At 62.1% G+C, this 13,504-nt stretch carries 13 protein-coding genes; 3 read left to right on the top strand and 10 right to left on the bottom strand.

What is annotated here, in order from left to right; all coding sequences use genetic code 11:
- Window positions 1-144 precede the first annotated feature (144 nt).
- Window positions 145-1,053, top strand: a complete 909-nt coding sequence (gene ppk2, locus CIT26_RS16430) for a polyphosphate kinase 2 (RefSeq protein WP_095493546.1) — start codon at window positions 145-147, stop codon at window positions 1,051-1,053.
- Window positions 1,054-1,124: 71 nt separating this feature from the next.
- On the opposite strand, the gene CIT26_RS16435 is transcribed toward ppk2, so the two are convergent.
- The 3 genes from CIT26_RS16435 to CIT26_RS16445 all read right to left on the bottom strand — a co-directional run bounded on the left by CIT26_RS16435 (window position 1,125) and on the right by CIT26_RS16445 (window position 3,354).
- Entirely contained in the window at window positions 1,125-1,871 is a 747-nt protein-coding gene (locus CIT26_RS16435) for an enoyl-CoA hydratase-related protein (RefSeq protein WP_095493547.1), read from the bottom strand.
- Window positions 1,872-1,886: 15 nt separating this feature from the next.
- Complete coding sequence (locus CIT26_RS16440; RefSeq protein WP_095493548.1) at window positions 1,887-2,525, bottom strand: acyl-homoserine-lactone synthase; 639 nt, start codon at window positions 2,523-2,525, stop codon at window positions 1,887-1,889.
- A 97-nt stretch (window positions 2,526-2,622) separates the two neighbouring features.
- Window positions 2,623-3,354 carry a helix-turn-helix transcriptional regulator gene (locus tag CIT26_RS16445; protein ID WP_095493549.1) on the bottom strand — a complete coding sequence of 244 codons (732 nt, stop codon included), beginning with the start codon at window positions 3,352-3,354 and terminating at the stop codon, window positions 2,623-2,625.
- Window positions 3,355-3,640: 286 nt separating this feature from the next.
- Here CIT26_RS16445 and CIT26_RS16450 point away from each other — a divergent pair, with 286 nt between their 5' ends.
- Window positions 3,641-4,459 (top strand): ABC transporter substrate-binding protein, encoded by an 819-nt coding sequence (locus CIT26_RS16450; protein WP_095493550.1) that lies wholly within the window; start codon window positions 3,641-3,643, stop codon window positions 4,457-4,459.
- Window positions 4,460-4,523: 64 nt separating this feature from the next.
- Here the strand turns inward: CIT26_RS16450 and CIT26_RS16455 are convergent, their stop codons facing one another.
- Window positions 4,524-4,934, bottom strand: coding sequence for a tellurite resistance TerB family protein (locus tag CIT26_RS16455; protein ID WP_167391428.1), 411 nt, complete (start codon window positions 4,932-4,934; stop codon window positions 4,524-4,526).
- 169 nt (window positions 4,935-5,103) lie between these two features.
- On the opposite strand from CIT26_RS16455, the gene CIT26_RS16460 reads away from it, so the two are divergent.
- A complete protein-coding gene (locus CIT26_RS16460; protein WP_095493551.1) occupies window positions 5,104-6,753 on the top strand; it encodes a lysine--tRNA ligase in 1,650 nt (549 codons plus the stop codon).
- On the opposite strand, the gene CIT26_RS16465 is transcribed toward CIT26_RS16460, so the two are convergent.
- The 6 genes from CIT26_RS16465 to CIT26_RS16490 form a co-directional block, all read right to left on the bottom strand.
- Window positions 6,716-7,573 carry a thermonuclease family protein gene (locus CIT26_RS16465; protein ID WP_095493552.1) on the bottom strand — a complete coding sequence of 286 codons (858 nt, stop codon included), beginning with the start codon at window positions 7,571-7,573 and terminating at the stop codon, window positions 6,716-6,718. The genes CIT26_RS16460 and CIT26_RS16465 overlap by 38 nt on opposite strands.
- An 8-nt stretch (window positions 7,574-7,581) precedes the next feature.
- Complete coding sequence (locus CIT26_RS16470; protein WP_095493553.1) at window positions 7,582-8,232, bottom strand: S24 family peptidase; 651 nt, start codon at window positions 8,230-8,232, stop codon at window positions 7,582-7,584.
- 81 nt (window positions 8,233-8,313) lie between these two features.
- Entirely contained in the window at window positions 8,314-10,533 is a 2,220-nt protein-coding gene (locus CIT26_RS16475) for a 3-hydroxyacyl-CoA dehydrogenase NAD-binding domain-containing protein (protein ID WP_095493554.1), read from the bottom strand.
- Window positions 10,534-10,547: 14 nt separating this feature from the next.
- The gene (locus CIT26_RS16480) at window positions 10,548-11,756 is read right to left on the bottom strand and encodes an acetyl-CoA C-acetyltransferase (protein ID WP_095493555.1); all 1,209 of its coding nucleotides are present in this window, start codon (window positions 11,754-11,756) and stop codon (window positions 10,548-10,550) included.
- A 17-nt stretch (window positions 11,757-11,773) separates the two neighbouring features.
- Window positions 11,774-12,229: an OsmC family protein gene (locus CIT26_RS16485; RefSeq protein WP_095493556.1), complete on the bottom strand. Its 456-nt coding sequence runs from the start codon at window positions 12,227-12,229 to the stop codon at window positions 11,774-11,776.
- Between the two features lie 8 nt (window positions 12,230-12,237).
- Complete coding sequence (locus tag CIT26_RS16490; RefSeq protein WP_095493557.1) at window positions 12,238-13,407, bottom strand: acyl-CoA dehydrogenase family protein; 1,170 nt, start codon at window positions 13,405-13,407, stop codon at window positions 12,238-12,240.
- Window positions 13,408-13,504 lie beyond the last annotated feature (97 nt).

The following is a 13,504-nucleotide window of genomic DNA, read 5'->3' on the forward strand; positions in this document are numbered from 1 at the left end:
CCGTGCGTCCATTTGGACGCACAGAGGACGCTCTACCACTTTTAATCTGCTGCATCGTTCTCTCCGAAAATCGATTCCGATTTACGGGCCGATGCAGTAAGGCTCCCAATAGCATGAGTCCGGAAGCTGGAAAGGTTCGTCTCGATGAAAAACCCCAAGGAAAATGCCGCCGCACCCGTTCCAGGTCCGCTGAAGATCCGCATCGACGGAAAGGAGCGCGAGTTCGACATCGAGGATCCAAAGCTTCCGGACTGGGTCGAAGACAACAAGCTGAGCGCCGGCGGCTACCCCTACGACAAGAAAATGAAAAGCGACGAGTATGACGAGACACTCGAGTGGCTGCAGATCGAGCTGGTCAAGGCGCAGGCATGGCTGCAATCGACGGGCAAGCGGGTGATGTCGCTGTTCGAAGGACGCGATGCCGCAGGCAAGGGCGGCACGATCTTCGCGCTGCGCCAGTACATGAACCCCAGGACAGCGCGCAACGTAGCGCTGACCAAGCCTAGCCCAACCGAACTCGGGCAATGGTATTTTCAGCGCTATGTCGCGCACTTCCCGACATCCGGCGAGTTCGTCACCTTCGACCGCTCCTGGTATAATCGCGCCGGCGTCGAGCCGGTCATGAGCTTCTGCACGCCGGAGCAGCACGAGAAATTCCTGGACGAGACGCCGTATTTTGAACGGATGATCTACAACGAGGGCATCCATTTCTTCAAATTCTGGCTAAACATCGGTCGGGAAACACAGCTTGAGCGATTTCACGATCGCCGCTGGAGTCCTTTGAAGAGCTGGAAATTCTCGCCGATCGACATTGCCGGCATCACCAAATGGGACGACTACACCAAGGCGCGCGATCTCATGTTCGAACGCACGCACGAGGAATTCGCGCCCTGGATCATCGTGCGTGCCAACGACAAGCGGCGCGCGCGACTTGCCATCATCCGGCGCATCCTGTTGTCGCTTCCCTATGACGGCCGCGATCTCGACGCCATCGGCAAGGAAGACAAGAAGATCATCGGGGAAGGGCCCTCGTTTCTGGGAATACAGGCCTGAAGCAGTGCCGCGCGCCCCCAAGGACGCGCGGCACGATTCCAGAAGTTCCTGTCATTCTGCCGAATGACTTCTCATGCCGCCAGCCGAGCAATCCGCTGCAGCCGCCGCAGCGTGGTATCGTCCTGCAAAGCCTGCTGAAACAGCGAAATCTCCTGGTCAATGCGATCGCAGAGCGCGCCTGTGTCGCCCTTGAGCAGATCACGCGTCTGCAGCAGTGCGGCGACCGGCTTCTTGGCGAGTTGCCTGGCTCTGCCAAGTGCGGCTTCCTCGACATCGCCCACCACGATCTCCGTGACCAGGCCAAGCAACCTGGCGTCCTCGGCACTGAGCGTGTCGCCCAGGCAGAAGAAGCGGAAAGCGCCAGCATAACCGAGTTTCTGCGGCGCCAGGATGCTGGTCGCCGCGTCCGGCACGAGGCCGAAATCGACGAACGGCACCCGGAACGTGCTTTCATCAGATGCGATCACCATGTCGCAATGGAACAGGATGGTGCAGCCGACGCCGACGGCGTCGCCGTCGACACAGGCAAGGACCGGTTTGGGGAACGTCGCCAACGTGCGGAACATGTCGGTGACGGCGGCGATCAATCGTTGATGCTTGGTGGCGTCGAGGAATTCGGAAAAATCGCCGCCGAGGCAGAAGCAGCCGGCGAGGCCGCGCAGCACCACGACGCGCACATCATCGTCGATCGCGGCTTCGTGGAAGATCTTGGCCAGGCTTTCATAAGCTCGCCCGTCCAGCACCGGCCGGCCGTCTGCCGACGACACCGTGACAATCAGTGTATGATTCCGAAACTCTGTTTGCGGGTGGATGTTCATGGCTGTCTCCAATTCTCACGAGGCCTGCCTCATTCCGAGCCTGTCGGGATATCCCCTGGCCAGCACCGGCGCGAAATGACTGCGACGCGAACGCACCACCTCAAGCGTATGCTCGTTGAAGGTGAGCAGTGTGGCGACGACCTGCTGGTTGCCATAGGTGCGCTGGTAGCCAAGCGGCTTCGCCAGGAAGTGCAACTGCAGCGCCCGCAGGACCCACATCGGCTCGAACTCGATGATCACCTGGTTGACGTTCCGCTTCAGCCCCCACTCGACGAAGCCGGCAATGAGCTCGGTGCCGACCGTCGAGACGCCGCGCTTGCCGTCACGAAAGCCCGGCGCCACCGCGTAGCGGGTCAGTTCCCAAACGTTCGGGCCGGACGGCGGCGTCCCTTCATAAAGGTCCGCCAGCACCTCGGTCAGAAGATGCGCCCGCGTTGTCGGCAACATCCGCTGATAACCGGCGAGCTCGCCATTGCGGACGACGAGTTGATGCACCGCCTCGTCATGGTCGAACTGATCGATCTCAAGGCCATCGGGGCGCTGCAGGTCGGTCCAGCCCATCTCCTCGACGAAAATCTTGTAGCGCAAACGATGAACGGCCTCCCAAAGGTCGGGACGTTCCATAAGTTCCTGTGTGGTAAGGGAAAAAAGCATCTGCCGTCTCCTAGGTTCAATAGGAAGATACGGCCGGGCTGTCCCGAGAAAATTACGCGATCACGTAGGCAAGAATTTCTAGGCCGGCACGGCCGAGCTAGCTAATATAGCCGCGCCTTATCGCTTCCGCGACCGCCTGCACCCGGTTGACGGCACCGAGTTTGCTTTTGGCGTTAAGAAGGTGTTTCTCTGACGTGTGTTCCGAAATGCCGAGAATCTGTGAAATCTCCCATTCGGACTTGCCGACGGCGGCCCATTGCATGCATTCGCGCTCACGCGGCGTCAGTTCGACGTGGTCGATGGTCTGGGCCGCCATCGTGTGGAGTTGCATGGCACGGCCGATCGCATAGGTCGCGGCCAGCGACACCAGTCCGAAATCGGCGCCAGACAATTCGACGGCTTCGCCGCCGAGCGACACCATGACGATCTGGCCATCGAGCGTGACCAGCGGGAAGGCCAAACCGTCGCGCAGCTTGAATTCGCCGGCGTCGCCCATCACTTCGCCGCTGCTCTTGTCGATGCGGATGCTCTGGGACGCCTCCCGCCACTGGAACGGCGCCTGAAGCTGCTTCATGTGGCTGACGACGGGGTCGTGGTCGACATAGTTGCGCGCCACATAGCGCTCCAGCCATTCTCCCGGCCACTCGCAAAGCAGCACATGGTCCTTTTGTTGGCCTCTTGGCGTGCCCGGTTGCGGAACCGTTCCGGCCATCAGCGCCGTCAGGCCGAACTCCGAGGTTATGCCAAGCAGCTTTTCGCAGACTGCGGCCGCCGTATTGGCGTGCTGCAGCTGATCTATGAATTCCAGTGTACGATCGAAGTGGCCCATCGCAACATCTACCCCATGTTGCCTTCCGCGTTGAGATCAACGGTTCAGTGCTTGACCTGCACTTTGCCATCGACCCCGGATTACAAACCTGCTCCTCTCTGTTTGCAGCGCCTTGCAGCTACCCTCCAGCCGACGCCACACATGTTTGCAAGCTCGCTGAAGCATAACCCTAAATCGGCGTGATGAAATCAAAAACCGTTGTGCCTGTGTCATTTTCGTACCAAAAGCCACATTGGACAGGACAGGGCGGGGCTCGATCGTGGCAATTCGGTGGATATCCGTCTTGATGCTGGCAATGGCGGGGGCACAGTGGCTCACGGCAGCGCGTGCCGCGGAGCCGCAAGTGCCGGTGCTGTGGGATGCCAAAGAGCGGCTGCCGAAGCCTGACCTTTCCGCGCTGCCGCGTCTGAGATTCCTGACTACCACCGATTTCCCGCCGTTCAACTTCCTCGACGGGGCGGGCCGCCTGTCCGGCTTCCACGTCGATCTGGCGCGCGCCATCTGCGCCGAACTCGGCATCGCGGAAAAATGCCAGATCCAGGCGCTGCCCTGGGCCGAGCTCGAAGGGGCGCTGCAGAAGGGCGAGGGCGAAGCGATCATTGCCGGCATCGCCGCCACGCCGGAGTCGCGGTCGAAGTACGCCTTCTCGCGTTCCTACCTGCAGTTTCCGGCACGCTTCATCATGCCGAAGACAAAGGCGCTCGCGGAACCGATTTTCGACAGGCTGCGCGGCAAACGCGTCGGCGTGGTGGCCGGCTCCGCGCATGAGCGCATGCTGCGCGATTATTTCGGCACCGTTCAGGTCGTACCCTTCGACCGGCCGGAAGAACTCTATAATGATCTCAAGGCCGGCAAGGTCGACGCCGCCTTCGGCGACGGCATGCGCTTCGCCTTCTGGCTGGGCGGTTCGGATGCCGCAGCATGCTGCCGCTTCGCCGGCGGCCCCTATCTGGCGCCAGAATATCTGGGCTCGGGCATGGCCATCGCCACCAGGGCCAACGATCCGGCGCTGGCCGCGGCATTCAACTACGCGCTGCAGGAGATCTCAGTGAAAGGCATCTTCGCCGAATTTTATTTGCGCTATTTCCCGGTCAGTTTTTTCTGATCCGGTCCGGTCAGTTTTTTCTGATCCGGTCCGGTCAGCTTCTTCTGACCCTTCAGGGCCCGGATCAAGTCAACGTGCGCAGGCGGGCCTTGGCGGCGCGGGCGATGGCGGCGACGGTGAGCGTGTCGAGATCGAGTTGGCGACGGATAAGCTGCAGCACCCTCACCTCTTCCAAGCGCATTTCGAGGTCGACGGCCGCAACCTCGAAGGCTGCGGCATAGGCGGTATCAAGCAGGCGTTCGGGCAGTGCTTCAGCGACCCGCGCCAAAACGCCTTCCAGCCCGTCCTTTTCGTGCAGCATCCTTTGGCAGTCCTGGGCGACGCCGACCAGCCGGTCGTGGTCGAAATCCTCGAACACCGGCCATGAGCGGACGACGTCGCCGATCCGCGCCAGTTCGACATCGGTCATGTCGCGATCGGACGCGGAGGTGATGACCATCAGATAGATCAGGGCTTCATGCGGCGGCAACGACATTTAAAAACTCCTCAAACGGGCTCCGAAGTTAGGAACGCGGCACTGAGGCCGCAAGGAAAAAGAGCCGCGATCGTTGACGCCCACGGCAGGCACGCCTAGAGACCGGTTGAAAAAACCTCTTCCGGCCCCTTTTGCGGCGATGCCGGCGAATAACTTGGAAAACAGTGACATGGCGGGATCAAAAATCATCGATCTCAATCCCGAGGTGCCTGCGGCAGCGGCCGAAAGCAAGGCGTGGCCGTTCGAGGAAGCCAGGAAGATCGTCGAGCGCTACAAAGGCACTGACTTTCCCGAGACCGTCCTGTTTGAGACCGGCTACGGTCCGTCGGGGCTGCCGCACATCGGTACTTTCGGCGAGGTCGCACGCACCTCGATGGTGCGCCACGCCTTCCGCGTCCTCACCCGGGACACGGTCAAGACCAAGATATTGTGCTTTTCCGACGACATGGACGGCATGCGCAAGATTCCGGACAGCGTCCCCGATCGCGCCGCACTCGAGCCGCACCTGCACAAGCCGCTCTCATCCGTCCCCAATCCTTTCGGCGGCGACTATGCGAGCTTCGCAGACCACAACAACGCAATGCTTTGCCGTTTCCTGGACACGTTCGGCTTCGACTACGAGTTCGCCAGCGCGACGGAATACTACAAGGCTGGCCGTTTCGACGAAGTCCTGCTGCGTGCTGCCGAACGTTTTGACAAAATTATGGACGTGATGCTGCCGACGCTCGGAGAGGAGCGTCAGGCGACCTACAGCCCGTTCTTGCCGATTTCCCCCAAGAGCGGCCGCGTGCTTTACGTCCCCATGAAGCATGTCGACGCCAAGGCCGGCACTATCACCTTCGATGATGACGGCACCGAAACCACGCTGCCCATAACCGGCGGCAGGGTGAAGTTGCAGTGGAAGCCGGATTTCGGCATGCGCTGGGCGGCGCTCGGCGTCGATTTCGAAATGTTCGGCAAAGACCACCAGACGAATGCGGTGATCTACGACCGTATCTGCAATATCCTGGGCGGGCGCGCGCCCGAGCATTTCGTCTATGAGCTGTTCCTGGACGAGAACGGCCAGAAGATTTCGAAGTCGAAGGGCAACGGACTGACCATAGACGAGTGGCTGACCTACGCGCCGACCGAAAGCCTCGAGCTCTACATGTACCAGCGGCCGCGGCAGGCCAAGAAGCTCTATTTCGACGTCATTCCGAAGGCGGTGGACGAGTATTACGCCTTTCTGTCCGCCTATCGCCGGCAGGAGTGGAAGGAGCGGCTGGGAAACCCCGTCTGGCATATGCATGACGGTAACCCGCCTGTCATCGACCTGCCGGTGTCGTTCGCGCTGCTGCTCAATCTGGTCAGTGCCTCGAACGCCCAGAACAAGGACGTGCTGTGGGGGTTCATTTCGCGCCACACATCAGGCGTGACGCCGAAGACCCATCCCGAGCTCGACCGGCTGGCCGAGTATGCGATCCGCTATTTCGACGATTTCGTGAAGCCGGCCAAGGTGTACCGGGCCGCCGACGCGGTCGAGCGCGAGGCGCTGACGAAACTCTCCGAGGCGCTCGCCGCGTTGCCGCCAGATGCCGATGGCGAGGTGATCCAGAATGCCGCCCTCAACGTTGCGCGCAAGATCGAACGCTATCAGGACCATTCGAAGCAGAGCCCGGAAGGCGGACCGGGCGTCTCCGTCGCCTTCTTCCAGATGATCTACCAGGTGCTGATCGGACAGGAGCGCGGCCCGCGCTTCGGTTCCTTCGCCGCGCTCTACGGCATCGCAGAAACGCGCGCGCTCATTCAGAAGGCGCTGGCTGGTCAGCTGGCGGCGTAGCCGTCGTCTCGGTTGGCGGCGTAGCCGTCGCCGACGGATCGAGAATCGGCTGCGTCGGCTGCGCTGCCGCGACAGGGGCTGGTGCCGGAGGCAGGCCGGAGAGACTGGGCGCCGGCCCGAAAATGCCCTTCCTCGCCGTACGCGCCTTCTCGCCGGCCTCGACGTAAGGGCCACCCTTGGCTGCGCGCGCCCAGCCGTTTTCGATCAACCACTGACCGACATCCTGGTTGCCAACGCGGCATTCAGCGGCGATCAGGTCGCGGCCGCCTTCGGGCGGCACCGCGCAAACCACCGCCCGGCCGCGCAGGAAAGCACGGAACGCCGTTCGCGCCCGGCTGCCACACGTCCAGGACTTGCCGCCGTCGGCGCAAGTCTCGTCTTCCCTGACGATGTCGATACCCGAAATCGCGACCGAGTAGCCCTTGGCCTCGATCACACCGGCGGCCGGCGCAACCGGCTGGAACAGTTTTGTCCCGTTCCAGTCGTCGGGCATTTTCAATTTCGGCGGTTTGGGCGGTCTGGCCAGCGCCAGGTCACTCAGCGGCGCGCGCGGCTCGACCCGTTCAAGCTCTTCGGGCTGAAGCTGCGGCGGCGCGACGACCTCAGGATCGATGGCCCTGGAATGCACCTCCGGCCTTGCCACCTTGGGCTGAGGAATCGCGGCGGCGGCAGGCACTTCGGATTGCGCCGCCATGCCGGCCTGCGCCTGAGCTGCGACGCGACCGTGTTCGCTATGCAGCACGGCGCGGCCACCGGCGGCGATCGCGGCCCCCATCGCTAGGATCGTCAACACCGCAGCGGCGGCATGAAGCGGGCGCACCGGCGGCCTTACTGGCTTGCCCAGACAATCCGCGCCACCCAGTCAACATCGCGCATGGGGATGTCGCGGTCCGGGTGATCAGGATTGAGCGAGACCAGCATGATCGACTTCGCCGTCTGACGGTCCAGCACCTTGGCCATCACCTCACCGGCATTGGTCTTGACGACGACCCGGTCGCCCTTGCGGGTGGCAGCGCCCGGCTCGACGATCAGCACGTCGCCGTTGCGGTAGAGCGGCAGCATGGAATCGCCCTGGACCTGCAGCGCATAGGAGGTTTCGGTCGCCCGGGCCGGTAGCTCGATCAGGTCCCAGCCCTGCCCAGCGGGAAAGCCGGCATCGTCGAAGAAGCCGCCGGCGCCGGCCTGGGCGAAGCCGAGCAGCGGCACCGAAGACCTCTGTGCGGGCAGGGATCCGGGAACGGGCTTGCCCCGGCCTTCGACCAGTCCCGTGAATTCGTCGAGCGAGGCGCCCGTCGCCTCGATGATCTTGGCCAGCGACTCGGTCGATGGCCAGCGCGGCCGCCCGTCCGAGGACAACCGCTTCGACTTGTTGAAGGCGGTAGAATCGAGGCCCGCGCGCTTCGCCAGCCCCGAGGCCGAGAGCGAATAGCGCTCGGCGAGAGCATCGATGGCGGCCCATACGCGGTCATGCGAGAGCACTTTTGCTCTCCTTCAGAACAGGAAAAAATACCTTCTCTGTTCTAACCGGTGGCCGCGATCTTGTCCACCAAGAAGGCGGCGTCACGCCGCCTTCTTGGCCTCTCTCCTGGCATAGGGATCGAAGCGTTCGTAGAAAGTCTCGCCCTTCTCCGCCATGTCGAGCAGGAGCTTCGGCGCCTTGAACTCGGCGCCGTACTTCTTCTGCAGACCCTTGGCGATCTTGACGAATTTCTTTGCGCCGATGCCGTCGATGTAGGACAGCACGCCGCCGGTAAAGGGCGCGAAGCCGAAGGCGAGGATCGAGCCGACATCGGCTTCGCGCGGATCGGTGACAATGCCCTCCTCCATCACCCGGGCCGCCTCCAATGCAATGGTGACCAGGAGCCGCTGCTTCAGTTCCTCATAGTCGACCTTTTCAGGCGCCAACTGCGGATAGAAATCCTTCAGGCCCGGCCACAACTTCTTCTTCGCAGGCTTTTGCGGATAGTCGTAAAAACCCTTGCCGTTCTTGCGGCCAAAGCGGCCATGAGTATCGACCAGCGTGTTGATCAGCGCCATCTGCTTCGGGTCGACCGCGCTTTCGCCGAGATCGCGCATGGTCTGCTTCATGATCTTCTGCGCGAGGTCGATCGCCGTTTCGTCCGTGAGCGCCAAAGGACCGACCGGCATGCCGGCGGCCTTCGCCGCATTCTCGATCATCGGCGCCGGAACGCCCTCGATGAGCATCTTGTAGGCTTCCGACATATAGCGCAGCACGCAGCGGTTGACGTAGAAGCCGCGCGTGTCGTTGACGACGATCGGCGTCTTCTTGATGGCGCGGACGAAGTCGATCGCGGTGGCCAGCGCCTTGTCGCCCGTCTTCTTGCCCAAAATGATCTCGACCAGCATCATCTTGTCGACCGGCGAGAAGAAATGGATGCCGATGAAATTCTTCGGCCGCGCCGAATTCTTCGCCAGCGACGTGATCGGGATGGTGGACGTATTCGACGCGAAGACCGCCGCCGGCTTCAGCATGGCCTCCGCCTTTTCGGTGGCGTCCTTCTTGACGCCCGAATCCTCGAACACCGCCTCGACCACCAGGTCGCAGCCTGCGAGGTCGGCATAGTCGGCCGTCGGCGTGATCAGCGACAGCAGCCTGTCCTTGTCCTCCGGCTTGGCGCGGCCCTTCCTGACCTGATCCGAGATCAGGCTGTCCGAATGCGCCTTGCCCTTGGCGGCAGCTTCCGTGTCGCGGTCGAGCAGCACCACCGGAATGCCGGCCTTGGCCGTAACATAGGCGATGCCGGCGCCCATGAAACCGGCGCCGAGCACGCCGATCTTCTTGAACTTGGTTTCCGGCACGCCGGCCGGGCGGCGTGCACCCTTGTTCAGTTCCTGCAACGACACGAACAGCGAGCGGATCATCGCCGCCGCTTCCCTGGTCTGCATGATCTCGGTGAAATAACGCTGCTCGATGCGCAAGGCGGTGTCGAACGGCACCAGCAGGCCTTCATAGACGCATTTCAAGATGGCGGCGGCAGCCGGATAGTTGCCATAGGTCTCGTGACGCAGGATGGCGATTGCCGGTGGCCACAGATTGGCGCCGGCCACCGAATAGATCGGGCCGCCGGGCAGCTTGAAGCCCTTCTCGTCCCACGGCGCCACCGGCTTTAAGCCATTTTTGATCATTGCCTTGGCGGTCTCGACCAGCTTCGCAGGCTCGGCGATCTCGTGGATCAGGCCCATCGACTTGGCCTTCTGCGGTGACAGCGTCTGGCCGGAGGTCAGCATCTGCAGCGCCTGCTGCTGGTCGGTCAGCCGCGGCACGCGCTGGGTGCCGCCGGCACCCGGGAAGATGCCGATCTTCACTTCGGGGAGCGCCATCTTGACCTTGTCGGAATCAGCCGCGACACGGCCATGGCAAGCGAGCGACAGTTCGAACGCGCCGCCCATGCAGGTGCCGTTGATCGCCGATACCCACGGCTTGCCCGAGGTTTCCAGCTTGCGAAACAGGCCGGTCATATAACCGGCATTTTCGAACAGCATCTTGGTCGCCTTGTCCAGGTCCTTGGCTTTGGCGGCTGCGAACTTCGACAGCATCTTCTGCAGCATGGTGATGTCTGCACCGCCGGAAAACGTATCCTTACCGGAGGTGATGACCGCGCCTTTGATTGCTGCATCGCTCGCCACCTTGTCGACGATGGAATTCAGCTCCAGCATCGCCTCTTCGGTGAAAACGTTCATCGACCGGTCGGGCATATCCCAGGTGATCAGCGCGATGCCATCGGCGTCAATGTCGAGGGTGAAATTGGTGTAGCTCATCGGTCTCTCTCCCGTCAGACGCGTTCGATGATCGTTGCGGTGCCCATGCCTGCGCCGATGCAAAGCGTCACCAGCGCGGTATTCAGGTTCCGGCGCTCCAGTTCGTCCAGCACCGTGCCGAAGATCATCGCGCCCGTGGCGCCGAGCGGATGGCCCATGGCGATGGCGCCGCCATTGACGTTGATCCTGTCATGCGAAATATCGAAAGCCTGCATGTAGCGCAGCACCACCGAGGCGAAAGCCTCGTTGAGTTCGAACAGATCGATGTCCGACAGCTTCATCCTGGCGCGCTTCAGCAGCTTCTCGGTCACGTCTACCGGACCGGTCAGCATCAGCACCGGTTCCGAGCCGATATTGGCGAATGCACGGATGCGCGCGCGCGGCTTCAGGCCGATCGCCTTTCCGGCCTTCTTCGAGCCGAGCAGAACGGCCGCCGCGCCGTCGACGATGCCGGACGAATTGCCGGCGTGGTGGACGTGGTTGACCTCTTCCACCTCGGGATGCTTCTGCACCGCGACGGCATCGAAGCCGCCCATTTCGCCGGGCATGACGAACGACGGGTTGAGTGCCGCCAGCGACTGCATATCGGTCGCAGGCCGCATGTGCTCATCGTGGTCGAGGATGGTCAGGCCATTCTGATCCTTGATCGAGATCACCGAATTCTTGAAGCGGCCCTCGCCCCAGGCTTTCGCAGCACGCTTCTGGCTCTCGACCGCATAGGCGTCGACGTCGTCGCGCGAAAAGCCGTATTTCGTGGCGATCAGATCGGCCGAGATGCCTTGCGGCACGAACCAGCCCGGCAGGCCAACCGAGGGGTCCATGAACCAGGCGCCGCCGGATGCGCCCATGCCGACGCGCGACATCGATTCGACACCGCCGGCGATGACAATCTCATCGGCGCCTTGCGCGATCTTGGCTGCACCGAAATTGATGGCGTCCAGCCCCGAGGCGCAGAAGCGCGAGATCTGCATGCCGGGCGCTTTCGTGTCGTAGCCCGCCTCGAAGGCGGCGGCGCGCGGAATGACAGACCCCGCCTCGCCGACCGGGTCGACGCAACCGAAGATGATGTCGTCGACGGTGCCGGTATCCAGCCCATTGCGGTCGCGGATCGCCTCGAGCACCTTGGCGCCGAGCCGTACTGCCGGCACCTCGTGCAGCGAGCCATCCTTCTTGCCCCTGCCGCGCGGCGTGCGCACGGCGTCATAGACATAAGCTTCGGCCATTGGTGATCTCCTGTGATCTAGAATCGGGGTTCGACCACCACTTCGGTCCGCACCGAATTGGCGATGAAACAGGCGTCGTGCGCCTTGTGGTGAATGCTCTCGATCATAGCTACGTCCGCGTCGCATTCGACGAGCGGGCGAAGGGTGACATGTGTGATGGCCGTGCGCCCTTCAGCATTCTTGGCCATCAGGCCTTCGGCTTCATCGTGATAAGATCGAACATTGAGCTTGGCACGTTTTGCAAAGTCCAAGAACCAGAGCATGTGGCAAGAAGAAAGCGAGGCGACGAACAGTTCTTCCGGATCAACGTTCTTTGCGTCGCTAAAAGGTGCTGGCACGACCGTCGGCGATGCGGAAGCGGAGACGACGGCGCCGCCATCAAAATGAAATTCATGGACCCGAGAATAGCGGCCGGACAGGAAATCGTCCCCTGGACCCGGTTTCCAACGCAGCTCGGCCAAATGCTTCGACATGCGACCTCCTAAAGGCTCCGTCCAATGAGCAATTTCATGATCTCGTTGGTGCCGCCGTAGATGCGCTGGACGCGGGCGTCGCGGAACATGCGGGCGATCGGATACTCATTCATGTAGCCATAGCCGCCATGCAATTGAAGGCACTCGTCGACGACTTTTCCCTGCAGGTCGGACAGCCAGTATTTGGCCATCGAGGCCGTCACCGGGTCGAGACCACCATTGATATGGCGGGCGACGCAGTCATTGTAGAAGACCCGGCCGATGGTCGCCTCGGTCTTCAGTTCGGCCAGCTTGAACTGGGTGTTCTGGAAATCGATAATCGCCTTGCCGAAGGCCTTGCGCTCCTTGACGTAGTCGATGGTCAGCGCCAGCGCCCGCTCGATCATGGCGATGGCGCCGGTGCCGATCTGCAGCCGCTCCTGCGGCAATTGCTGCATCAGCTGGACGAAGCCCTGGCCTTCCTCGTGGCCGAGCAGATTGGAGGTCGGCACGCGCATATCGTTGAAGAACAGTTCCGACGTGTCGTTGGCCTTGAGCCCGATCTTGTCGAGGTTGCGGCCGCGCTCGAATCCTTCCACCTCGTCGGTCTCGACGACGATCAGCGAAGTGCCCTTGGCGCCCTTCTCCGGATCGGTCTTGGTGACGATTATGATGAAATTGGCGAGCTGGCCGTTGGTGATGAAGGTCTTCGAGCCGTTGACCTTATACTGGTTGCCATCCTTCTCGGCTCGCGTCTTGACGCCCTGCAGGTCGGAGCCGGCGCCGGGCTCGGTCATGGCGATGGCGCCGATCAACTCGCCGGTCGCCAGTTTCGGCAGCCATTTCTTCTTCTGCTCCTCCGAGCCGTAGTGGAGGATGTAAGGGGCGACGATCGAATTATGCAGGCCGATGCCGAAACCATCGACGCCGACATGGCCGATCGCCTCGATGATGGCGCTCTCATGCGCGAATGTCCCGCCCGAACCGCCATATTCCTCCGGCATCGAGGCACAGAGCAGACCGGCCGCACCTGCCTTCAGCCAGCACTCGCGGTCGACCATCTCGTTCTTCTCGAACTCGTCATAGCGCGGCGCGATCTCCTCCGACATGAAGCGGTGCGCCATGTCGTAGAGCATGCCGACCTCGTCCGCCGCCCAGGCGGGTTTGGGGAGGCCGAGGATTTCGGCGGGGTTGGTCATGCTATTTCTCCCGCACCAACGCTCCCCTCGAGGGGAGGGTGGCCGCGAAGCGGCCGGGTGGGGTCGCCGGTAGCGTGCTCGATGTTATCTTTTACAA

The organism is Mesorhizobium temperatum (assembly GCF_002284575.1).
Lineage (GTDB): Bacteria > Pseudomonadota > Alphaproteobacteria > Rhizobiales > Rhizobiaceae > Mesorhizobium > Mesorhizobium temperatum.